Annotated in this window: 15 protein-coding genes, 1 tRNA gene and 1 pseudogene; 2 read left to right on the top strand and 15 right to left on the bottom strand. The window is 73.2% G+C overall.

Annotated elements, in window-relative coordinates; translation table 11 throughout:
* Positions 1-17 precede the first annotated feature (17 nt).
* The 3 genes from ACZ4K2_RS28355 to lepA form a co-directional block, all read right to left on the bottom strand.
* The gene (locus tag ACZ4K2_RS28355) at positions 18-1,844 is read right to left on the bottom strand and encodes a SpoIIE family protein phosphatase (RefSeq protein WP_467477198.1); all 1,827 of its coding nucleotides are present in this window, start codon (positions 1,842-1,844) and stop codon (positions 18-20) included.
* Between the two features lie 257 nt (positions 1,845-2,101).
* Positions 2,102-3,976, bottom strand: a complete 1,875-nt coding sequence (locus ACZ4K2_RS28350; RefSeq protein WP_467477196.1) for an AMP-dependent synthetase/ligase — start codon at positions 3,974-3,976, stop codon at positions 2,102-2,104.
* Positions 3,977-4,236: 260 nt separating this feature from the next.
* The gene (lepA, locus tag ACZ4K2_RS28345) at positions 4,237-6,111 is read right to left on the bottom strand and encodes a translation elongation factor 4 (protein ID WP_467477192.1); all 1,875 of its coding nucleotides are present in this window, start codon (positions 6,109-6,111) and stop codon (positions 4,237-4,239) included.
* 227 nt (positions 6,112-6,338) lie between these two features.
* On the opposite strand from lepA, the gene rpsT reads away from it, so the two are divergent.
* Positions 6,339-6,605 carry a 30S ribosomal protein S20 gene (rpsT, locus tag ACZ4K2_RS28340; protein WP_467477188.1) on the top strand — a complete coding sequence of 89 codons (267 nt, stop codon included), beginning with the start codon at positions 6,339-6,341 and terminating at the stop codon, positions 6,603-6,605.
* Positions 6,606-7,213: 608 nt separating this feature from the next.
* On the opposite strand, the gene holA is transcribed toward rpsT, so the two are convergent.
* The 10 genes and pseudogenes from holA to ACZ4K2_RS28290 all read right to left on the bottom strand — a co-directional run bounded on the left by holA (position 7,214) and on the right by ACZ4K2_RS28290 (position 19,704).
* The gene (gene holA, locus ACZ4K2_RS28335; RefSeq protein ID WP_467477184.1) at positions 7,214-8,203 is read right to left on the bottom strand and encodes a DNA polymerase III subunit delta; all 990 of its coding nucleotides are present in this window, start codon (positions 8,201-8,203) and stop codon (positions 7,214-7,216) included.
* A gap of 87 nt (positions 8,204-8,290) precedes the next feature.
* Positions 8,291-8,536 (bottom strand): hypothetical protein, encoded by a 246-nt coding sequence (locus ACZ4K2_RS28330; RefSeq protein WP_467477181.1) that lies wholly within the window; start codon positions 8,534-8,536, stop codon positions 8,291-8,293.
* 185 nt (positions 8,537-8,721) lie between these two features.
* Positions 8,722-9,087: pseudogene (locus ACZ4K2_RS28325) on the bottom strand (carboxypeptidase-like regulatory domain-containing protein); the annotation flags it as partial.
* 180 nt (positions 9,088-9,267) lie between these two features.
* Positions 9,268-10,119, bottom strand: coding sequence for an arylamine N-acetyltransferase family protein (locus ACZ4K2_RS28320; protein WP_467477178.1), 852 nt, complete (start codon positions 10,117-10,119; stop codon positions 9,268-9,270).
* Between the two features lie 105 nt (positions 10,120-10,224).
* The gene (locus ACZ4K2_RS28315) at positions 10,225-12,738 is read right to left on the bottom strand and encodes a ComEC/Rec2 family competence protein (protein WP_467477431.1); all 2,514 of its coding nucleotides are present in this window, start codon (positions 12,736-12,738) and stop codon (positions 10,225-10,227) included.
* Between the two features lie 284 nt (positions 12,739-13,022).
* Positions 13,023-13,754, bottom strand: coding sequence for a ComEA family DNA-binding protein (locus tag ACZ4K2_RS28310; RefSeq protein WP_467477174.1), 732 nt, complete (start codon positions 13,752-13,754; stop codon positions 13,023-13,025).
* Between the two features lie 685 nt (positions 13,755-14,439).
* Positions 14,440-15,285: a DegV family protein gene (locus ACZ4K2_RS28305; RefSeq protein ID WP_467477171.1), complete on the bottom strand. Its 846-nt coding sequence runs from the start codon at positions 15,283-15,285 to the stop codon at positions 14,440-14,442.
* 72 nt (positions 15,286-15,357) lie between these two features.
* Positions 15,358-16,089 (bottom strand): hypothetical protein, encoded by a 732-nt coding sequence (locus tag ACZ4K2_RS28300; protein WP_467477167.1) that lies wholly within the window; start codon positions 16,087-16,089, stop codon positions 15,358-15,360.
* 167 nt (positions 16,090-16,256) lie between these two features.
* Positions 16,257-19,142 carry a leucine--tRNA ligase gene (leuS, locus tag ACZ4K2_RS28295; RefSeq protein ID WP_467477164.1) on the bottom strand — a complete coding sequence of 962 codons (2,886 nt, stop codon included), beginning with the start codon at positions 19,140-19,142 and terminating at the stop codon, positions 16,257-16,259.
* Positions 19,143-19,631: 489 nt separating this feature from the next.
* Positions 19,632-19,704, bottom strand: a tRNA-Ala gene (locus ACZ4K2_RS28290).
* 114 nt (positions 19,705-19,818) lie between these two features.
* Between ACZ4K2_RS28290 and ACZ4K2_RS28285 the strand changes: the two genes are divergently transcribed.
* A complete protein-coding gene (locus ACZ4K2_RS28285) occupies positions 19,819-21,024 on the top strand; it encodes a glycosyltransferase 87 family protein (protein ID WP_467477162.1) in 1,206 nt (401 codons plus the stop codon).
* On the opposite strand, the gene ACZ4K2_RS28280 is transcribed toward ACZ4K2_RS28285, so the two are convergent.
* Positions 21,014-21,247: a hypothetical protein gene (locus tag ACZ4K2_RS28280; RefSeq protein WP_161298305.1), complete on the bottom strand. Its 234-nt coding sequence runs from the start codon at positions 21,245-21,247 to the stop codon at positions 21,014-21,016. The genes ACZ4K2_RS28285 and ACZ4K2_RS28280 overlap by 11 nt on opposite strands.
* A gap of 246 nt (positions 21,248-21,493) precedes the next feature.
* Positions 21,494-22,873: an MFS transporter gene (locus ACZ4K2_RS28275; protein WP_467477157.1), complete on the bottom strand. Its 1,380-nt coding sequence runs from the start codon at positions 22,871-22,873 to the stop codon at positions 21,494-21,496.
* Between the last annotated feature and the right edge of the window lie 298 nt (positions 22,874-23,171).

The raw sequence follows: 23,171 nt of genomic DNA, 5'->3' as shown, positions 1-23,171 counted from the left end.
GTCCAGCACCCGGCGCGTCACTCCGCCTGGAGCACCAGCAGGGCCAGGTCGTCCTCGGGCAGGCCGCCGCCGAAGTCGTGGACCAGGGACCGGATCCGGTCCGCGATCCGCTCGGCGCTGAGCCCCGCGCAGCCGGACAGGGCGCGGGCGAGCCCGTCGCCGTCGTCGAACTGGCGGGAGCCGTCGCGCCGCTCGGTGACCCCGTCGGTGACGCAGAGCAGGCTGTCACCGGGCCGCAGCTCCAGGGTCTCGCTGGTGTACGTCTCGTCCTCCACGACGCCGAGCAGGGTCTGCGGGTGGGCGGCGGTGCACACGGTGCCGTCCGGGCCGAGGACGAGCGGCAGCGGGTGGCCTGCGGAGGCGAGGGTGCAGCGGACCCCGGCGCCGTGCGGGACGAGTTCGCCGTAGAGGAGGGACAGGAAGCGGGTCTGCGGGCCGTCGCCGGAGACCAGGGGCCGGCCGCCGGCGGCGACCAGGGCGCGGGCGGCGGCGTCGGCGGCCTCCGTGGCGTCGTCGAGGAGGAGCTGGTTGAGGCGGTCCAGGACGTCGGCGACCCGGTAGCCCTCGCGGGCGAGGAGTCGCAGCCAGGGGCGGGCGAGGCCGATCACCACGGCCGCCTCCGGGCCCTTGCCCTGCACGTCGCCGACGGCGAAGCACCAGCGGCCGTCACCCGCCGGGAAGAGGTCGTAGAAGTCGCCGCTGGGGCCGCCCTTGTCGCAGGGCTCGTAGACGAGCGCGCTGCTCACCCGGGGGATCTCGGCGACCGCGCCGGGCAGCAGGCCGCGCTGCAGGACGGCGCTGATCGTGGCCTGTCGGGCGTACTGGCGGGCCGCGCCGATGGCCAGCGCGACCCGTCGGCCGAGGTCCTCCACCAGCCCCGTGACCTCGTCGGGGAAGCCCGCCGGCCCGCAGCGGCCGATGACGAGCGTGCCGAGCGGCCGGCCGCCGGCGATCAGCCGGTACGACAGCGCCGTCCCGTGGGCGCCCCGCGGGCCGAGCGCGGGGCCGGGCCAGGGATAGGGCTCGGGGCCGGAGCGCAGTCCGTCCGGCGGGCCCGGCGGCTCCTTCTCCAGGGCGCACCGCAGCTCCTCGATGCGGGCCTCGCTGGCGTGCCAGACCCGGGCGGGTCCGCCGCCGGCGCCGCCGCGCACGGTCGCCTCGTCCTCCAGCCAGACGGCGCACCAGTCGGCGAGCCGGGGCACGATCAGCTGGCCGGTGAGCGCGGCGACCAGGTTCTCGTCGAGTTGCCCGGCGAGCAGGTCGGACGCTTCGGCCAGGAAGGACAGGGCGCCCCGGCCGAGCCAGTCCCGGTCGCCCTCCGCACGCTGCGGCTGCGGGGCGAGGTTCTCGGCGACCGCCAGGGCGGGGCCCGGTCCGGGGCCGTCCAGGGCCTCGCTGCCGGCCGGGGGCAGCCGCGCCCACACGGTCTTGGCACCGGCGCGGTAGGTGACGCCCCAGGACTCGGCGAGCGTGGCGACGAGCCGCAGGCCGCGGCCGTACTCGGGGGTGTCGCACGGCACCTCGCCGCCCGTGGCGTCCCGCGGGGCCCGGGAGGGGTGCTGGTCGCGGACCTCGATCACGAAGGCCCCGGTGTCCTCCAGCCGCCAGTCCACCTGGACGTCGGTGCCGGCGTGCACGACGGCGTTGGTGACCAGCTCGCTGACGACGGCCATGGCGTCGTCGACCAGCCGGGGCGCGGCGCCCGGCGGCTCGGTCAGCGCGGCGCGCACCAGCGCGCGGGCCGAGCCGGGGGCGACGGGGCTCCCGGGCAGCGTGGCGCCGCCCTGCCGCTCGCCGGGCCGGGCCCCGCTCTCCCGCTGCGTCGGTATGGCGGCCGTGTCCATGCCGCCAGGGTGACAGACCGGGGGCGTCCATAAGCGCTCGGTTATCGAAGTGGACGGAAAACAGCGGCTTTTGAGCGTCGGTGAGCACGAAGGGGCGCGGGAAGTCCCGTCCGGCCTGGCCGGATGCCCGCGCCGGAGCGCGGGGGCCCCGTCCGGATCAGGCCGGATCGCGACCCGCGCGCCCGGCCGGATACGGCCTGATCCGGTCTGGTGCGGCCGGATCGGACCTGCTCCGGTCCGATCCGGCCGGGAGGCGTCTAGTTCTCCCGGGTCCCGGCGTACATCCCGTCGATGAGGTGCCGGTACTCCCGCTCGACCACCGGCCGCTTCAGCTTCAGGCTCGGTGTGATCTCGCCGTGCTCCACGTCGAGGTCCCGCGGCAGCAGCCGGAACTTCTTGATCGTCTGCCAGCGCTGGAGCCCGGCGTTGAGCTCGCGCACGTAGCCGTCGACCATCTCCACCGTCTGCGGGGCGGCGACGATCTCGGCATAGGGCTTGCCCGCCAGGCCGTTCTCCTTCGCCCACTCCTGGAGCGCGAGCTCGTCCAGGGCGATGAGGGCGGTGCAGTAGTTCCGGTCGGCGCCGTGCACGAGGATGTTGGACACGTACGGACACACGGCCTTGAACTGGCCCTCGACCTCGGCCGGGGCGACGTACTTGCCGCCGGAGGTCTTGATCAGGTCCTTCTTGCGGTCGGTGATGCGCAGGTAGCCGTCGGGCGAGAGTTCACCGATGTCGCCGGTGTGGAACCAGCCGTCGGACTCCAGCACCTCGGCGGTCTTCTCGGGGAGCTGGTGGTAGCCGTCCATGATGCCGGGGCCGCGCAGCAGGATCTCACCGTCGTCGGCGATGCGGACCTCGGTGCCGGGCAGCGGCTTGCCGACGGTGCCGGTGCGGTACGCCTCGCCCGGGTTCACGAAGGAGGCCGCCGAGGTCTCGGTGAGGCCGTAGCCCTCCAGGATGTGGATGCCGGCGCCCGCGAAGAAGTAGCCGATCTCGGGCGCGAGCGCGGAGGCGCCGGAGATGCAGGCGCGCAGCCGGCCGCCGAAGGCCTCGCGGAGCTTGGCGTAGACGAGGGTGTCGGCGACCTTGTGCTTCGCGGCGAGCCCGAGGGGCGCGGAGGCGGTGCCGGTGCGGCGGAAGTTGTCCTGGGTGACCTTGGCGTACTCGCGGGCCACCTCGGCGGCCCACTGGAAGATCTTGTACTTGGCCGCGCCGCCCTCGCGGGCCTTGGCCGCGACCCCGTTGTAGACCTTCTCGAAGATGCGCGGCACGGCCGCCATGTACGTCGGCTGCACCACCGGCAGGTTCTCGATGATCTTGTCGACGCGGCCGTCGACGGCGGTGACGTGCCCGACCTCGATCTGGCCGGAGGTGAGCACCTTGCCGAAGACGTGCGCGAGCGGCAGCCACAGGTACTGCACGTCGTCCATGGTGACCAGGCCGGTCGCGGCGATGGCCTTCGCCATGTACGACCAGTTGTCGTGCGGCAGGCGCACGCCCTTGGGCCGGCCGGTGGTGCCGGAGGTGTAGATGAGGGTGGCGAGCTGGTCGCTGGTGAGTTCGCCGACCCGCTCCTTGATGAGCTGCGGGTGCGTCTCCAGGTGGGCGGCGCCGCGCTCCTCCAGTTCGGCGAGGCTGATCACCCAGTCGTCCGTCTCGACGCCGGCCGGGTCGACGACGACGACCTTGGTGAGGGCGGGCAGCTCGGCGCGCCGCTCCACGGCCTTGGCGACCTGGGCCGCGTCCTCGGCGATCAGCACCCGGCTCTCGGAGTCGGAGAGGATGAACGCGGACTCGTCGGCGTTGGTCTGCGGGTAGACGGTGGTGGTGGCACCGCCGGCGCACATGATGCCGAGGTCGGCGAGGATCCACTCCACGCGGGTGGAGGAGGCGAGCGCCACCCGCTGCTCGGGCTCGATGCCCAGTTCGATGAGACCGGCCGCGATCGCGTACACCCGGTCGGCCGCCTGGGCCCAGCTCAGCGACTTCCAGTCGTCGGGGCCCTCGCCCGCGGCCGGGGGGACCGGGTAGCGGTAGGCCTCGGCGTCCGGTGTGGCCGCCACGCGCTCCAGGAAGAGGGCCGCCACGGACGGCGGACGGTTCTCGATCAGGGTCTGTGTGTCGCTCACGACATCCTCCGGGGGCCCGCGACGGTGCGGCTGACTCGGTGCGGCTGGGTTAACTCACAGTGGGCGTGCGGTCTCTTGTTTAACTCGCGAGTAACTATCGAGCAGGGATCAGGGTAAGGCGCGACCGCCCGCTGCGTAAGGGGCATCGGCCTGTCACTTTCCACGCGGTGCGACGCCACGCGCGCGCGGGGCCCGCCGCGCTTGCGCACGGCGGGCCCCCACATGACCGGTTTGCGGACGTGACCGGTTGTTACCTCCGACTACTTCTTGCCCTTGGCCGATCCCGCGCTGTCATCGCTGGACAGGACGGCGATGAAGGCTTCCTGCGGAACCTCCACGGAACCCACCATCTTCATCCGCTTCTTGCCTTCCTTCTGCTTCTCCAGCAGCTTCCGCTTACGGGAGATGTCACCGCCGTAGCACTTGGCGAGGACGTCCTTGCGGATGGCACGGATGGTCTCGCGGGCGATGACCCGCGAGCCGATGGCGGCCTGCACGGGCACCTCGAAGGCCTGCCGCGGGATCAGCTCCTTGAGCTTGGCGACGAGCCGCACGCCGTACGCGTACGCCTGGTCCTTGTGGGTGATCGCGGAGAACGCGTCGACCTTGTCGCCGTGCAGCAGGATGTCGACCTTGACCAGGGAGCTGGTCTGCTCGCCGATGGGCTCGTAGTCCAGCGAGGCGTAGCCGCGGGTCTTGGACTTCAGCTGGTCGAAGAAGTCGAAGACGATCTCCGCGAGCGGCAGCGTGTAGCGGATCTCGACGCGGTCCTCCGAGAGGTAGTCCATGCCGAGCAGGGTGCCGCGCCGGGTCTGGCACAGCTCCATGATCGAGCCGATGAACTCGGTGGGCGCGAGGATGGTGGCCCGCACGACCGGCTCGAAGACATCGTTGATCTTGCCCTCGGGGAACTCGCTCGGGTTGGTGACCGTGTGCTCGCTGCCGTCCTCCATGACCACGCGGTAGACCACGTTGGGGGCGGTGGCGATCAGGTCGAGGCCGAACTCGCGCTCCAGGCGCTCCCGGATCACGTCCAGGTGCAGCAGGCCGAGGAAGCCGACGCGGAAGCCGAACCCGAGGGCGGCGGAGGTCTCCGGCTCGTAGACCAGCGCGGCGTCGTTGAGCTGGAGCTTGTCCAGGGCCTCGCGCAGCTCCGGGTAGTCGGAGCCGTCCAGCGGGTACAGGCCCGAGAAGACCATCGGCCTCGGGTCCTTGTAGCCGCCGAGCGCCTCGGTGGCGCCCTTGTGCTGGCTGGTGACCGTGTCGCCGACCTTGGACTGCCGGACGTCCTTCACACCGGTGATGAGGTAGCCCACCTCACCGACGCCGAGGCCGTCCGCCGACAGCATCTCCGGCGAGCTGACGCCGATCTCCAGCAGCTCGTGCGTGGCGCCGGTCGACATCATCCTGATGCGCTCGCGCTTGTTGAGCTGACCGTCGATGACACGGACGTACGTCACCACACCGCGGTAGGAGTCGTAGACCGAGTCGAAGATCATCGCGCGGGCGGGCGCGTCGGCGACGCCGACCGGGGCCGGGATCTCCTTGACGACCTTGTCCAGCAGCGCGTCCACGCCGAGGCCGGTCTTGGCGGAGACCTTGAGCACGTCGTCGGGGTCGCAGCCGACCAGGTTCGCCAGCTCCTCGGCGAACTTCTCCGGCTGCGCGGCCGGCAGGTCGATCTTGTTGAGGACCGGGATGATCGTGAGGTCGTTCTCCATCGCCAGGTAGAGGTTGGCGAGGGTCTGTGCCTCGATGCCCTGGGCGGCGTCGACCAGGAGGACGGTCCCCTCGCAGGCGGCCAGCGACCGCGAGACCTCGTAGGTGAAGTCGACGTGCCCCGGGGTGTCGATCATGTTGAGGATGTGCGTCGTGCCCTGGTCGGGGCCCTCCGTGGGGGCCCAGGGCAGACGCACCGCCTGGGACTTGATCGTGATGCCGCGCTCGCGCTCGATGTCCATCCGGTCGAGGTACTGAGCACGCATCTGCCGCTGCTCGACCACACCGGTCAGCTGGAGCATCCGGTCGGCGAGGGTGGACTTGCCGTGGTCGATGTGCGCGATGATGCAGAAGTTGCGGATCAGAGCCGGGGCGGTACGGCTCGGCTCGGGCACATGGTTAGGGGTCGCGGGCACGCAGGGTCCTGTCTCTTGAGGCGCCTTATGCCTCGGGTCGGATCGTTACGTAGTCTCCATGGTCCCACGGGCAGGGACCGGGGGCCGTTTTGGGCCGTCCGGAGGGCCACTGGTACTGTAGATGGCTGTGCCTCATGCCCTCTCAGCGCGAGGCGCGTCAGAGAAATTTTGGATCACCGGTACGGGAGTCTTCCCTGACCGGCACCTGAACCTGAAAAGGCTCCTTCGTGGCGAACATCAAGTCCCAGATCAAGCGGATCAAGACCAACGAGAAGGCCCGGCTGCGCAACAAGGCCGTCAAGTCCTCCCTGAAGACCGCGGTCCGCAAGGCCCGTGAGGCCGCTGCCGCGGGTGACGTCGAGAAGGCCACCGAGCTGCAGCGCGCCGCCGCGCGTGCGCTCGACAAGGCCGTCTCGAAGGGCGTCATCCACAAGAACCAGGCCGCCAACAAGAAGTCGGCGCTTGCTTCCCGGGTCGCGACCCTCAAGGGCTGAACACCTTTCTGATCTGACCGCCGGATGGACCCAGAGCGGGCCCTCTCTCATCCGCTCCCGTCCGGCACCCCGGCCTCGCACGCGGCCTGCGTTCGCCACGCGGGTGCGAGACCAGCAGCTTGAACCGAAAGACCCCGGCGCCTCTCCCTTCCCCAGGGCGAGCGCCGGGGTCTTCGCGTTCCGGTTCCGGGGGGCCTGGGTGCCGGTTCACCTGGCGTACCGGCGCGGGTGCGGCGGGGCGGGCCGGGTGCGCCGGTACGGGCGGGGGCATCGGTACGGGGCGGGCGCGTCGGTACGGGTGCGGGCATCGGTACGGGGCGGGTGCGTCGGTGCGGGTGCGGGCGTCGCCCGTGGACCCCGTCGACCGCCGGAAGCGGTGACCAGGCGGACCACCGCGGCCGTTGGGTGAACGAGGCTGGTGGGTGGAGGCGACGGGGCCTGGGACGAGGATGGAGCCCCCCGGCCGGGACGGTGTCCGGGCCCGGGACGGCGACCTGAGGTCGGCTGTCCGCGAACGGTCCGGGCGCCGGCTGTCCTCGGACGGGGCGGGCGCCGGCTGTCCTCGGACGGGTCGGTGCTTCGGGGGCCGGGACGGCGCCCCGGGACGGCTATCCGCGCCCGCGTGAACGAGCGGCCCGGGAGATCATCACGACGGCCTTCTCCAGGGCGTACCCGGGATCCTCGCCGCCCCCCTTCACCCCCGCGTCGGCCTCGGCGACGGCCCGCATCGCCACCGCCACACCGTCCGGCGTCCAGCCCCGCATCTGCTGCCGCACCCGGTCGATCTTCCAGGGCGGCATGCCCAGTTCGCGGGCCAGATCGGCCGGCCGGCCCCCGCGCGCGGAGGACAGCTTCCCGATCGCCCGCACGCCCTGCGCCAGCGCGCTGGTGATCAGCACCGGCGCCACCCCCGTCGCCAGCGACCACCGCAGCGCCTCCAGCGCCTCGGCCGTACGCCCCTCCACGGCCCGGTCGGCGACCGTGAAGCTCGACGCCTCGGCACGCCCCGTGTAGTACCGCCCGACAACCGCCTCGTCGACGGTCCCCTCCACGTCGGCGACCAGCTGCGAGACCGCCGAGGCCAGCTCCCGCAGGTCGCTCCCGATGGCGTCGCACAGCGCCTGGCACGCCTCCGGTGTGGCGGACCGCCCGGAGGAGCGGAACTCCCCCCGCACGAACGCCAGCCGGTCCGCCGGCTTGGTCATCTTCGGGCAGGCCACCTCCCGCGCCCCGGCCTTCCGCGCGGCGTCCAGCAGCCCCTTGCCCTTGGCCCCGCCGGCGTGCAGCAGCACCAGGGTGATCTCCTCGGCGGGCGAGCCGAGGTACGCCTTCACGTCCTTGACCGTGTCGGCCGACAGGTCCTGCGCGTTGCGCACGACCACGACCTTGCGCTCGGCGAACAGCGACGGGCTGGTCAGCTCGGCGAGGGTGCCGGGCTGGAGCTGGTCCGGGGTCAGGTCGCGTACGTCCGTGTCGGCGTCGGCGGCCCTGGCGGCGGCCACCACCTCCTGCACGGCACGGTCGAGCAGCAGGTCCTCCTGGCCCACGGCGAGGGTCACCGGGGCGAGGGGGTCGTCATTCGCAGTCTTCCTGGCCATCGCTCACAGCATCCCACGCCGCACCGACATCGGACCGGCCGCGGCACCCGGAGCGGTCCCGGAACCGTCCCCGAGGAGGGCTCGGGGTCACGGCTCCTCGCGCCAGCCGTCCCACTCCCCCGCGAACGCGTCCAGCGCGCCGGGGTCCAGCCGGTCGTGCTCGTCCCGCAGCACCACCAGCCACTGGGCGTCCTCGGCGTCGTCCTCACCGGCCAGCGCGTCACGGACGAGCCGGGGCTCCTCGTCGACGCCGAACCGCTCCCCGAGCGCCTCGGCCGCCTCCTCGGCGGCGTCGCGGTCGGGCAGCACCAGCACGTGTCTCACATCGCTCACGGCCCCATTCTCCGGCACCGCCTACACACCCCCGGCACCACGTTCGAGCCCGCGGACCAGGTCGGCCGGGGAGCACCCCGTCGGCCCTTCCGGACGATCCGCACGTCGAGTCCGACCCGGATGCCCGGCCCAACCACCGCGATGCCCCGCGCCGACATGGACTGCCAGCTCACCGTGAAGTCGTCCCGGGCAGTTCGGCCGATCGAGGAGTGCGCGGGCTCGAACTCCCAGTCGCCCGCGCGCGGGCGGCTCCGGCGGCTGCGCCACCTGAGAGGTGCCGCAGCCCAGCGAGGCGAGGGACCCGTCACCGACCAGCACGGTGGCCCGGTACGGCGCATAGCCCTCCGCCGACACCGCCAGCCGGTACTCCCCCGCCGGCAGGGGGCCACGAACGACCCGTAGGGGGCCGTCTCCCCGGCGACCACACGGCGGCCCGCGGCATCGCTGACCGCCGGCTCCGCGCCCATCACCGGCTCGTTGACCGGATCGACCACGCGGCAGCCGAGCGCGCCGCCTCCGGGCGGTGTCCGCACCGCCGCCAGGGGACCCATGCCTTGCGACCAGTTCGTCCGGTCAGCCGGCCAGCGGCCGGACATCCACGACACCCACGACACCTCTGTACGCCTCGACCTCACCGGTTGCCGAAGGTCCGTTCGATCGCCGAGGCGGCTTTCGCCGCGACACGGTCCCACATCGCTGGAATGCGGAGCATGCGCCGGGACTGGGCCGAATCAGTCGCCCGGGTCGGGATTCCGCACGGTCGGCAGGGCCTCCAACTCGATGCCGAAGCAGTTCCGGTAGACCTTCAGCACCTCCTCGTCCGTCGCCAGTTCCCGCGTCTCCTGCGTGCCGTCCGCGGCGGTCGTCTTCAGCTTCCGTCCGCTCAGCGTGATCCGCCCGCCGTCCGCGGTGACGCGCGAGCAGACCAGCGACCGGGTGAAGTGCGACCGCGGCGAGGTGCTGTGCCACCAGGCACCGGCCGCGAAGTCCCCGAGCACCCGGGCCCGGGTCTCCAGCCGGTAGCGCGGCTCGCCGTCCCGTTCGACGTCGAGGTCCCCGGCGTCCGGGCCGCCGGCGCCGGACGCCCCGGCCGGGCCGGCCCCGGCCGGGCCGGCCCCGGCCGCCGCCACCCGGAAGGTGCCGCCGGGGTCGTCCTGCGCACCGCGCTCCGCGTAAGCCAGCGGGTAGTGGCTGTGCGTCCCGAACCCGACGTCGGCGAGCCAGGTGTCCCCCTCCACCGTCCGCACCCGCAGCGCGAGATGGTCGTAGGGGATCCCGAGCCGCCCCTCGTCGTCGTACACCCGTCCCGCGAGCAGTTCCACCTCGTAGCCGAGCGCGGTGAGCAACGTCCCGAACGCGCCGTTCAGTTCGTAGCAGAAGCCGCCGCGCCCACGCCCGGTCACCTTCTCCAGCAGGTCCGTCTCCTCCAGCGTGATCTCCTCCCCGAGGTGGACCGACAGGTTCTCGAAGGGGACGGTGCGCAGGTGGCGCAGGTGCAGCTCGCGCAGCGCCTCGCTGGTGGGCTGCCGCGGACGCGTGCTGCCAAGGGTGCGGAGATAGGCGTCGACCTGTGCTGATGTCATGGCCCCAGTCTCACCCGGCGCATGGGGCCCGCCTGCCCCACACCATCGGCCCAGCCCCGCCGGCCCCAGGCGTCTCCGCGCCGTCCCGCTCCCTTCCGGGCCCGTCTATTTCGCGCGTGTGACGCGTATCTCCCCCTTCCCTCCTCCGGTTCCGGTGATCGCGAGTGCGCCGTCGCGGTCGGTGCGCAGCACCGCGGCCCCTCCGTTCCGCAACGCGGCCACGGTCGGCGGTGCCGGGTGGCCGTACGGGTTACCGGCCCCCGCGGACAGGAGCGCCACCCGGGGCGCGGCCAGCCGTATCAGGTCCGGGTCCTGGTGGGCCGAGCCGTGGTGGGCCACCTTCAGGACGTCGACCCCGACCAGGCCGGCCGCCGCCGGGGACCGCAGCAGCGCCCGCTGCGCCGGTGGTTCGAGGTCTCCGAGCAGGAGCAGCCGGAGCCCGCCCGCGCGTACGAGCAGCACCACGCTGGCGTCGTTCGGTCCGTCCGGCTCGAAGAGGACGCCCGGCCGGGCCGGTTCGAGGAGGCCGCCCGGCCGGGCCGGGAACGCCGGGGTGCCGGCCGGCGGCCATGCCGGGGTGCCGTTCGACGGCCATGGCGGGGTGCTCCGCGCCGGTGGCCACAGGACGCGCCAGCTGAGCGGGCCGGTGCGACGCTCCTCCCCGGCGACGGCCACGGTGACCGGGATGTGCCGTTCGGCTGCCTGTCTCCGGACGAATTCCGCCTGGTCCGGCGGTTCCGCGAACCCCGTTGTCTCGATCGCGGCCACCGAGCGGCCCCGCAGGACACCGGGGAGTCCCGCCACATGGTCGGCGTGGAAGTGCGTGAGGACGAGAAGCGGGACGCGGGTGACGCCCAGCCGTCTCAGGCAGTCGTCGACCAGCGCCGGGTCGGGTCCGGCGTCCACGACCACCCCGGCTCCCGCGCCCGCCGCCAGTACGGTCGCGTCGCCCTGTCCGACATCGCACATCGCGTACCGCCAGCCCGGCGGCGGCCAGCCGGTGATCACCCGGGTCAGCGGCGCCAGCCGGGTCACCAGCAGCACGAGCAACACTGCCAGCAGCCCGCACCAGCCCGGGTGCCGCAGCAGCCGGCGGCCGGCCAGGATCCCGGCCGCGACGAGCCCCGCGAGCGCCAGGGCACCCGGCCAGGTCCCCGGCCAGTCCAGACCCGCACCGGGCAGCGCCGCCCCGGTCCGGGCGACCACGGCGATCCACCGCGCGGGCCAGCTCGCGCACCAGGCCGCCGCCTCGGCCACCGGCATCGCCACCGGCGCCGTCACGAGCGCCATGAACCCCAGCACCGTTGCCGGTGCCACCGCCACCTCGGCCAGCAGGTTGCACGGCACCGCGACCAGGCTCACCCGGGCCGACAGCACCGCCACCACCGGCGCGCAGACCGCCTGTGCCGCGCCGGCCGCCGCCAAGGCCTCGGCGAGCCGCGGAGGCACCCGGTGCCGGCGCAGCGACTCGCTCCAGCCGGGCGCCAGCACCAGCAGCGCGCCGGTGGCCAGCACCGACAGCAGGAATCCGTAACCGCGTGCCAGCCACGGGTCGTACAGCACCAGCAGCAGGACCGCCGTGGCCAGCGCCGGGAGCAGGGATCTGCGGCGCCCGGTGGCCAGGGCGAGCAGCGCGACGGCACCGCAGGCCGCGGCCCGCAGGACACTGGGGTCGGGCCGGCAGACGACCACGAAACCCAGTGTCAGCACCCCCGCGAGCAGGGCCGTCGCCCGCAGCGAGAGTCCCAGGCGCGGGGCCAGGCCACGGCGCTCGGCCCGCCGGGCCAGACCGGGCGGTCCGATGAGCAGGGCGAGCAGGATGGTGAGGTTGCCGCCGGAGACGGCGAGCAGGTGCGTCAGGTCCGTCTCGTCGAAGGCGTGGTCCAGTTCGGGGGTGATCCGGGAGGTGTCCCCGACCACCAGGCCGGGGAGCAGCGCCCGCGCGTCGCCCGGCAGGTCCTCGGTCGCCTCCCGCAGGCCGGCCCTGAGCCGTCCCGCCAGCCGTTGCGGCCCGCTCGGGCCGGCCACGATCCGGGGCTCCGGCCGGGCGCGCACCCGCAGTACGGCCGCTGTCCGGTCACCCCCCGTCAGAGCGGGAGCCAGCCGTCCGCGGACTCGTAACCGCGTGGAGGGCAGCAGCCCGAGCCACGCGTCCCGCCCGCCCGTAGGCCGCCCGGCTCGCAGGCCCTTTCCCGTGCCTCCTCCGCTCCCGGAACCTCTTTCGTCATCGGAGGCGCCGTTCTCCGCACGGCTCCCCGCGCCGGTGCCTCCCGCCCCGGTGACGGTCCCTCCAGGTGCCGGGACGTCCGCGTCGACGACGAGCAGCACGGGTGTCCGGGTCCGCACCCGGCTCCCGTCGGGCTGCTCCACACCGCGCAGTTCGGCCCGTACCAGCACCGCCGCGGGCGCCGCGCGATCACCGCGCACCCGCGGCCTGCTCAGCCAGGGATCGCCGGTCACCTCGGCCTCGGCGGTCACGGTCGCGAACCGCCGGGCCAGCTCGGGTACCGGTCCGCGCCGCACGTCCGCCCCGTGCAGCCCGGCGGAGGCCGCCGCCGCCGCGGCACAGAGCAGCACCGCGGCGCCACCGGCCCGCGCCCAGCGGAACCGGCTAGGCATCCGCCCGGCCCGCCTCGACCACGCGCCCTGCCCGGCCGCGGTGATCCGAGGGGTGCGCGCGAGCCGTCCCGGTCGCCGGACCGTCAGCAGGAGGAGCCCGCCGAGCAGGCAGACGACGGCGGTCGTCACGGTCCAGGCCACCGGCGCGTCCACGGTCAGGGCCGCCGTGCCCCAGGCCGCGAGTGCCGGCGGTACCAGGCGCAGGTCCATGGGGCCCGTCCGCTCGGGGGCCGTGCTTCCGCCTTCCCCGGGCTCGGTTCGTGCGGCCTGGAGCCGCACGATGGTCATGGCCGCACCAGGTCGCGCAGGTCGGTGAACCGGCGATCACCGATGCCCTCGACCTCGCGCAGTTCGTCCACCGAGCGGAAACCGCCCTGCCGGGTGCGGTAGTCGATGATGTGCCGGGCCAGCACCGGGCCCACCCCGGGCAGGGTGTCGAGCTGGTCCGCGGTGGCCGTGTTGAGGGAGACGGGTGCCGCCGGGCCCGTGCCGGTGGCACCGGTGGAAGCGGAGAGCGGGCCGCCCGCCGGATCCGGCACGGCGGCGGGACCGGCGGGACCCGCGGGAGCACCGACGACGATCTGTTCGCCGTCGACCAGGAAGCGGGCGCGGTTGAGCCCTTCCGCGCTCACGCCGGGCCGGATCCCGCCCGCGGCGCGCAACGCGTCGGCCACCCGGGCGCCCGCGGGCAGCCGCCGGATCCCGGGTTCGCGGACCTTGCCGCTGACGTCCACGACGATCTCCGCGCCGGGTGTCGCCGAGGCGCCCACGACCGCGCGGGCCGCGGCTCCCCCCGCCGTCCCGGCGAAAGGCGCCCCGGAGTGGACCACTCGGGGAGCGCTCACGGACTGGGGCCAGCCCGACCAGAAGTGGTGCACGGCGAAGACGGCGGCGGCCACCAGCACCACGGAGAGCGCCACGACCCCGCGCCGGTCCACCGCGCACCGTTCCTGGAGCCACAGCGGCATCCGCTCCCGCAGCGCCAGTCCGGCCCGTGCCCGCCAGTCGGGGCGCACGGCGTCCTCCGGCCCCGCCGGCTCCCGCGAGGACTCCGGCGTCGACCGCTCCGTGGGCGCCGGCGCCGGCACCGGTTCAGCGGTGGCGTCCTTCCTCCTCGCCGCGCGCAGACCGGGCGCCGTGCCCCCGACCGTCGCTGTCGCCCCCGCTGTCTTCCTGGCTGCCGTCTCGGCTGTCGCCAAGCTCACCGGTGACGCCGTCCCCACCGTCACCGACGACGGCGGCAGGGACGGGGACGGCGATGCGCCGGCGGACCCCTCCGGGTCCGGCGGGGCGTTCCCCGACTCCCGCCACAGCTCGGCCCGTTCACCGAAGAGGAGTTCCGCTCGACGGCGCAGCTCCTCCTCGGGCGCCGACGGACGGCGGTGAGCCCGGCGATGTCCGAAGGTCCGGCGCTGTCCGGCGGCTTGACGGTGCCGCATGCGGCCGTCGGAGGCGGGGCCCCGGCCGGGGCCGCTGGTCGGAGTCACGGTTCGTGGACGGGATCGAAGTGCCATGCGACGAGGATGGGGCAATCCGCCGGACTTTGGTGATCTTGGTGAATTTCCGGGGATCACCGCCTACTTGTGGACAACTCCGTCACCCGAACGAGCGACACCTGCCGGCCCCGGCGGATCAAGTGGCAGTGAACGCGCGGAAGTCGCGAGGTCGGCAGAACCGGCGAAGCCAGCGAGGTCAGCGAGGTCAGCGAGGCGAGACGACCGTGCCGAGCAGCCCGGGCCCGGTGTGCGCGCCGATCACCGCTCCGACCTCGCTGACGTGCAGGTCCGCCAGGCCCGGGACGCGTGCCCGCAGCCGGCCGGCGAGTGCCGCGGCACGGTCGGGCGCGGCCAGGTGGTGGACGGCGACATCGACCTCGGCGTTGCCCGCGCGCTCGGCGGCTAGCTCCTCCAGGCGCGCGATGGCCCTGGACGCCGTACGGACCTTTTCAAGCAGCTCGATGCGGCCGCCGTCCAGCTGGAGCAGGGGCTTGACGGCGAGGGCGGACCCCAGCAGCGCCTGTGCGGCACCGATGCGGCCGCCGCGGCGCAGATAGTCGAGGGTGTCGACGTAGAAGTAGGCGGACGTGCCCGATGCCCGTTTCTCGGCGGCCGTGACGGCTTCGTCGATCGTGCCGCCCGCCTCCGCGGTCTCGGCGGCGGCGACCGCGCAGAAGCCGAGCGCCATCGCCACCATGCCGGTGTCCACGACCCGCACGGGCACCGGCGACTCGCGCGCCGCGAGAACCGCGGCGTCGTGGGTGCCGGACAGTTCGGCGGACAGGTGCAGGGAGACGATGCCGGTCGCGCCGGACTCGGCGACCTTGCGGTAGGTCTCGGCGAACACCTGGGGGCTGGGCCGCGACGTGGTGACCGGGCGCCGCTTCTGCAGCGCCTGGGCCAGGGAGCGGGTGGAGATCTCGGTGCCCTCTTCGAGGGCCCGGTCGCCGAGGACCACGGTCAGCGGAACCGCGGTGATGCCGTGGCGCTCCATCGTCCGGTGCGGCAGGTAGGCCGTGGAATCGGTGACGATCGCGACATGGCGGGACATGAGCTGGAGGTTACCTGGCGTAGTGCCCGCACGGCAGCCCGGCCCCTGCGGCGGGGGCCCGGAGCGGCTCGCTCATGTGGTGCTCTCGGGGCGGGGTTTCTTCTGCCACGGGTAGGCGGGGCGCCAGGTCGGCGGGGCGATCGCGTCGGGGGCGGCACCGGAGGCGGTGCGTGACCCCGCCGGGCCCGGCCCCGTACGCCCCTCGGCGTCGGCGGGGGCGGCCGGCTCGGGCCACTCCTGGGCGGCATGTCCGGGCTCGCCGCGCGTCCAGTGGCGCAGCGCTCCCGCTTCGATGTCGATCTGGGCGCTGAGGCTGTCCAGGTCGTCGTCCGCGAAGCGCCGGGCCCGGTCTCGGGCGGCCCAGCGCAGGGACTCGGCGGACTTGGTGATGCGCTCGGTACGGAGGCGCAGTTCGGGCAGCCGGGCGGCGAGCGTTTCCCGGTCCGGGTCGCTCTCCAGACGCTTGAGGTCGTCGTCCAGCTCGTGCCCGTGCACGCTGAGCCGCTCGAAGAGACCGAGGGACTCCTTCAGCGATGCGTCCTCGGCCACGCCCGCGTGCAGCGCGTCCTGTGTGGCGCGCATGGAGGTGCGCAGCGCGAGCCGCAGCTGGGCGATCTCGCCGGCCGGCCCGGGCTGGGCGAAGGACTTGGCGCGCAGCGTGTGGTCCTCGACCGTGCGGCGGGCCTGCGCGATCGTGCGGTCCACACCGCGCTTGGCGGCACCGACCGCTCTGACGGTGGCGTAGGCGCCCAGGCCGACGAAGACCAGGAAGAGCAGGGCGAACACGGTCAGCACTACGTCCATGGCGCTCCTTCTCCGGCCGACGGCACGAAACCGCTGTCCTCTCCACGGTAAACGCAGCGGGCAAGCCCGGAGTTCCGCACGAACCCCGAACCTGCCCGTAGGGGACCACCCCGAGACCGGCTGCCCCGGCACCGGCCGCCCGTCACATGGCGCCCGGTGCCCGGCCGTCACGCGGGGACGATGTTCACCAGCTTCGGCGCCCGCACGATCACCTTGCGGATGCCCGCGCCGCCCAGTGCCGCGACGACCTTCTCGTCGGCCAGCGCCACCTTCTCCAGTTCCGCCTCGGAGATCGTGGGCGGCACCTCCAGCCGGGCCTTGACCTTGCCCTTGATCTGCACGACGCAGGTCACGCTCTCGTCGACGACGTAGGCCGGGTCGGCGACCGGGAAGTCCCGGTGGACGACCGAGTCGGTGTGCCCCAGCTTGCGCCACAGTTCCTCGGCGACGTGCGGGGCCAGCGGGGCGATCATCAGCACCAGCGGCTCGGCCACCGAGCGCGGCACCGGGCCGCCGGCCTTGGTCAGGTGGTTGTTCAGCTCGGTGACCTTGGCGATGGCGGTGTTGAAGCGCAGCCCCTCCAGGTCCTGGCGGACGCCGTCGATCGCCTTGTGCAGGGCGCGCAGGGTGTCCTCGCCGGCCTTCGTGTCGGTGACGGTGATCTCGCCGGTGTTCTCGTCGACGATGTTGCGCCACAGCCGCTGCAGCAGCCGGAACTGGCCGACCACCGCGCGCGTGTCCCACGGGCGGGAGACGTCCAGCGGGCCCATGGCCATCTCGTACAGGCGCAGCGTGTCGGCGCCGTACTCGGCGGCGATCTCGTCCGGGGTCACCGCGTTCTTCAGGGACTTGCCCATCTTGCCCAGCAGGCGGCTGACCTGCTCGCCCCGGTAGGAGAACGTGCCGTCCTCGCGCTCCTCGACCTCGGCGGCGGGCACCGCGATGCCCCGGCTGTCCCGGTAGACGAACGCCTGGATCATGCCCTGGTTGTACAGCTTGTGGAACGGCTCCGCGGAGGAGACGTGTCCCAGGTCGAACAGGACCTTGGACCAGAAGCGCGCGTACAGCAGGTGCAGCACGGCGTGCTCGGCGCCGCCGACGTACAGGTCGACACCGCCGTGCGGCCGGTCCTCGCGCGGGCCCATCCAGTACCGCTCGATCTCCGGGTCGACCAGCTCGCGGTCGTTGTGCGGGTCCAGGTACCGGAACTCGTACCAGCAGGAGCCGGCCCAGTTGGGCATGGTGTTGGTCTCGCGGCGGTACTTCTTCGGCCCGTCGCCCAGGTCCAGGGTGACGTGGACCCACTCCTCGTTCCGCGACAGCGGCGTCTCGGGCTGGGTGTCGGCGTCGTCCGGGTCGAAGGTGCGCGGGCTGTAGTCCTCGACCTCGGGCAGCTCCAGCGGCAGCATCGACTCGGGCAGCGCGTGCGCGACGCCGTCCTCGTCGTAGACGACCGGGAAGGGCTCGCCCCAGTAGCGCTGGCGGCTGAAGAGCCAGTCCCGCAGCCGGAAGTTGACGGTGCCCTCGCCGATGCCCTCGCGCGTCAGCCACTCGGTGATCCGCGCCTTGGCGTCGGCCACGCCCAGGCCGTTCAGCCGCACGTCGTCACGGTCGGAGTTGACGATCTTCGCGTCGTGCGCGACGAAGGCGTCGTCCCAGGTGGACGGGTCGGTGCCGCGGCCGTCGGTCGGCTCGACCACACAGCGGATCGGCAGCTCGAAGGCGCGCGCGAAGGCGTAGTCACGGGTGTCGTGGCCCGGAACGGCCATGATCGCGCCGGTGCCGTAGCCCATCAGGACGTAGTCGGCGATGAAGACCGGGACCGGCTCGCCGTTGACCGGGTTGGTCGCGTAGGCGCCGGTGAAGACGCCGGTCTTGTCCTTGGCCTCGGCCTGCCGTTCCACGTCGGACTTGGAGGCGGCCTGGGCGCGGTAGGCGGCGACGGCCTCGGCGGGGGTGGCGTGGCCGCCGGTCCACACCTCGTGGGTGCCCTCGGGCCACGCCTGGGGGGTGAACTTCTCGACCAGCGGGTGCTCGGGCGCCAGCACCATGTAGGTGGCGCCGAACAGGGTGTCCGGACGGGTGGTGAAGACCGTGATGCGCTCGCCGTCGATCGGGAAGTCGACGCGGGCGCCCTCGCTGCGGCCGATCCAGTTGCGCTGCTGCAGCTTGATGGCCTCGGGCCAGTCCAGCTCCTCCAGGTCCTCCAGCAGCCGGTCGGCGTAGGCGGTGATGCGCATGTTCCACTGGCGCAGCTTGGCCTTGAAGACCGGGTAGTTGCCGCGCTCGGAACGGCCGTCGGCGGTGACCTCCTCGTTGGCCAGCACGGTGCCCAGGCCGGGGCACCAGTTGACGGGCGCGTCGGAGGCGTAGGCCAGGCGGTACTCGCCGAGGACCTCGGCGCGCTCGTGGGCGCTCAGCTCGCCCCACGCGCGCGTGGTGCCCGGAACGGCGCGCTCACCGGACTCGAACCGGGCGATCAGCTCGGAGATCGGGCGGGCCGTACCGGCCTCCTGGTCGTACCAGGAGTTGAAGATCTGCAGGAAGATCCACTGGGTCCACTTGTAGTACTCCGGGTCGATCGTGGCGAACGACCGGCGCTTGTCGTGGCCCAGGCCCAGCCGGCGCAGCTGGGACTTCATGTTGGCGATGGCGGCCTCGGTGGTGATCCGCGGGTGCTCGCCGGTCTGCACGGCGTGCTGCTCGGCCGGCAGGCCGAAGGCGTCGAAGCCCAGGGTGTGCAGGACGTTGTGGCCGGTCATGCGCTGGAACCGGGCGTAGACGTCGGTGGCGATGTAACCCAGCGGGTGACCGACGTGCAGGCCCGCACCGGACGGGTACGGGAACATGTCCATGATGAACTTCTTGGGCTTGGCGACCAGCTCGGGGTCACCCGCCAGGTCGCCCGTCGGGTTCGGCGTCGCGTAGGTGCCGTCGGCGTCCCAGAAGTCCTGCCAGCGTGCCTCGATGTCGGCCGCCATGGCAGCCGTGTAGCGGTGCGGGGCGGCCTCCGCCGACGTAGCAGCAGCGGCAGCGGAATTCGTCTCGCTCATGATCCTCAAAGCTCCATCGATCGTCTCTGCCTGCGGAAATGAAAAAGCCCCTCGCACAGGAGGGGACGCCGCGCCGATGTCGACCTCACGGCTGGGCCGGGGTCGGTACTGATCAGCGCGGCCCGCTAAGCAGAAGGCGTACGGCACGCATGGCGCTAGGGTACCGCAGGCCCCGAGCGAGCGGCGACGCGCTTCCGCGTCGCCGGGGACACGCCGGAAGTCCGCCGGGACCGCATCGAGATCAAGTCACACCGGGGGCGGCGCGGCATCCGAGGAGGCCGGCGGCCGACGGAAGATCCACGCCGATCGGACACCCGCCGGGTCCCCCGTCGGGGCTCAGGTGCCGTCGCACGCCTCCGCGGGGTCTTCCCCCGGCTTTCCCTCAGGGCCCCCAGAGGCTCCCTCGGGGGCTCCCCGGGATTACCCCGGGCCTTTCCCGCAACACACCGAAGGCGGACCATCCATCGGATGGTCCGCCTTCGATTTCTGTGGAGCTAAGGAGAATTGAACTCCTGACCTCCTGCATGCCATGCAGGCGCTCTACCAACTGAGCTATAGCCCCTTGTTCTTTTGTTTCACCCGGTTCCCCCGGCGACGACGTAAACATTACAGGCCTGTGGGCGTAGCTCCAAATCGGTTTCGGCTTCGCGGTGGTACGGCCGCTAATGTCGCTTTCATGGCCATGATCGCGTCGTCCGCAGCCCGTCGCCGGACCACGCTCGCCGTGGGGGCGTGCCTGGTGTCGTTCACGGTGTTCTGGGCCGCTCAGCGGGCCGCGCGCGTGTCGATGATCGACCTGATGGTCTACCGGGCCGAGGGCGCCGCGGTGCTGGCCGGCGGCGACCTGTACGCCCTGCGCGCGACGGCGGCGCATCTGCCCACCACCTACCCGCCGTTCGCGGCCCTGCTGTTCACCCCGCTGCCGCTGCCGGACCCCGCCCTGCTGCACGCGCTGGCGACGGTCGCCAACCTCGCGCTGCTGGTGGCGTTCGTCCGGCTGTCGCTGAAACTCGTCGGCCACGCGCGCGTGGAGACCGTCTGCTGGGTCGCGGCGGCGGCGGTGTGGTGCGAACCGGTGTGGACGACCCTGCGCTACGGCCAGATCAACCTGCTGCTGGCGGTCCTGGTGCTGTGGGACCTGACCCGCCGCCCCGCCGGCGGGTACGACCGGTGGACGGGGGTGGGCCTCGGGCTGGCCACGGCGGTCAAGCTGACGCCGGCGCTGTTCCCGGTGCTGCTGCTGGCCACGGGCCTCGCGGACCGCTGCCGCGGCGGTGGCGGCGGGTCCTGGCTGCGGCACGCGCGCGGGGCCGCCGTCGTGTTCGCCGGGGCGACGCTGCTGGCGGCGGCCGTGCTGCCGTACGACTCCCGGCGGTTCTGGACGGAGGTGGTGTTCCGCCCGGACCGGGTCGGGCCGGCCGAGGACACCGCCAACCAGTCGCTGCGCGGTGTTCTGGCCCGCCTGCTGCACACGCCCGACCCGGGGGCCGTCTGGGTGCTCTGCGCGGCCGCGGTGGCCGTCCTGGGTCTCGCGGTGGCCGTGCGGGCGGAGTTGCGGGGGCTGCGGGCCTGGGCGGTGTGCGCCTGCGCGGTCACCGCCCTGCTGATCAGCCCGGTCTCCTGGACCCACCACTGGGTGTGGTGCGTGCCCGTGGTGGCGCTGCTGTGGACCCGCGGCCACCGGGCGGCCGCCCTGGGCACCCTGCTGGTCTTCTGCGTGTACGTCCCCTGGTGGGTGCCGCACGGGAGCGGCCGGCCCGGACTGCACCTCGGGCTCGCCGGGTTGACGCTGTCGGCCGCCTACGCGGGAGCCGGCGCGCTCTTCCTCGCGCGGACCCGGGTGCCGTCGCCCGGGCCGGCCAGGGACCGCGTCACGCGGTGACGAACTGGTAGAACCGCTTGAGCGTGCAGTGCTCCTCCAGGAGCCGGCCGTAGATCGGCTCCCCCTCCAGTTCCCGGTACGTCTCGATCGGGTCGCCTTTTATGATCAGCGCCCGCGCGCATTCCTCGCACCAGTACTGGTAATCGGGATTGACCGGCTCCATGTCCCGCACGATCGGCGTCCCGCTGCCGCACCAGTCGCATTTCCGCCTGTGTGCACCCATCGATCAGCTCCAGCTGTGGCCGCAGGCCGTGCACACGTAGGAGATTCCGCCGTTGTCGCCGAGAACTTGCGCCACGTGCGCGGAACCGCAGGAAGGGCAGCTCAGCCGGGTGGTCGTGTCCCGTATCACAGCCGCACCGAGGAGGTGGCCGACCTCCTCGAGGATGCTCGCAGGCATCGCCACTCCCTCCCGTCGGGCCGCGCCCCCTTCCGGCCGTTTGATTCTGCCACGCCCTGACCAATACGGTCAGCGACGCCTCAGTACCAGTCCGGCCACGGCACCCGCCGCCGCCGTCGCGGCCAGCGCCCAGGCGCAGATCGAGAGCGCCTGCGCGGAGGTGTCCGGCCGCAGGGCCCCGAACGACTCCAGCCGGTTCAGGAACAGGGTGCCGAAGAACGCCACGCCGATCAGCTGGCCCAGTTGCGTGACCGTCGCCAGCAGGCCCCCGGCGTCCGCCGCGTCCTCGGGCCGCACGGTCGCCAGGGCGCCGGTGAGCGTGGGACTGAAGGCGAGTGCCAGCCCGGTACCGGTACCCGCGTACCCCGCGTACAGCACCGCTCCCCCGTCGCCGCCGCCGTGGAAGGCGAGTCCCACGACGGCGACGGACACCGCGGTGAGCGCGAACCCGGCCGGGGCGAGGGCCCGCTGCCAGGCGGCCGGCCACCTGCGCCAGGTGAGGCTGGTCGCGCCGAAGAAGGCGGCGGTGGGCGCGAAGCCCAGCCCGGCCCGCAGCGCGCTGTGGCCGAGGCCGCCCTGGACGTGCAGGGTCAGCGCGAACAGGAAGCCCGCGTTGACCGACATCACGGCGAGGAGCAGGAACACGGCCCGGCCGATGCCGGGATGGCGCAGCACCCGGGGCGTGATGAGCGGGGCGCCGCCGCGCCGGGCCAGCCGGCCCTCGTGGCCGAGGAACACGGCGAAGACCACCACGGCCCCGGCCAGCGACAGCCACGACCACAGCGGCCAGTCCTCCTCCTGGCCGAGCACGAGCGGGACGGTCAGCAGCGTCACGGCGGCGCCGAGCAGCACCAGACCGGGCAGGTCGAGCGCCCGGGACCGGTCCCGCCCGCTCGCGGCGCCCAGCGGCAGCACCCGCGGGCCCAGGACGAGCAGGACGGCGCCCACCGGCACGTTGACCAGGAACACGGGCCGCCAGCCGGTGCCGAACAGGTCGGCGCTGACCAGTGCCCCGCCGACGACCTGGCCGGCCACGGCGCCGACGGCCAGGACCGCCGAGTAGGCGCCGAGCGCCCGCGCCCGGGCCTCCCCGGTGAAGGACCGTTGGATGAGGCTGAGCACCTGCGGGACCATCAGCGCGGATCCCGCGCCCTGCGCCAGGCGGAACACGATCAGCCCGGTCGACCCCGGGGCCAGGCCGCAGGCGAGCGAGGCCGCGGTGAACAGGGCCAGTCCGGCGAGGTGGACCCGGCCGTGGCCGAGGCGGTCACCGAGCCGGGCGCCGGTGATCAGCAGCACGGAGTAGGTGATGGTGTAACCGGCGATCACCAGTTGCAGGTCGCCGCCCGAGGCGTGCAGCTCGGACCCGATCACGGGGGCCGCGACGTTCACGATGAAGACGTCGAGGGCAGCCATGAACAGGGCGGCGAGCAGCACGCCGAGGAGCATCCGGGACCGGTTGTCAGTGGCGGGTGCTTCACTGTGCGTGACGGATTTTCCGGCCCGGTGACCCTCCGGGGCGTCACTGTCAGTGGTGGGTGCTTCACTGGTCGCAGGATTCGGGACGGGCGCGGTGTCCGGCCCGGTCCGGGAGGTCGTCGTCATGGCGTCGAGCCTGACGGCGGGCCGGTACCCGTGCGGAGTGCCCGCCGATGCTGGTACTGCCAGTACCTGGCGGGGGCGGGTCCGGGTGCCGACGATGGACGTTCGACGGGGGCGACGGGGACGACGGGGGTTGGACGATGAC

It is taken from the genome of Streptomyces sp. NPDC025833 (assembly GCF_055558055.1).
This window is presented reverse-complemented; position numbering and strand designations above follow the sequence as displayed.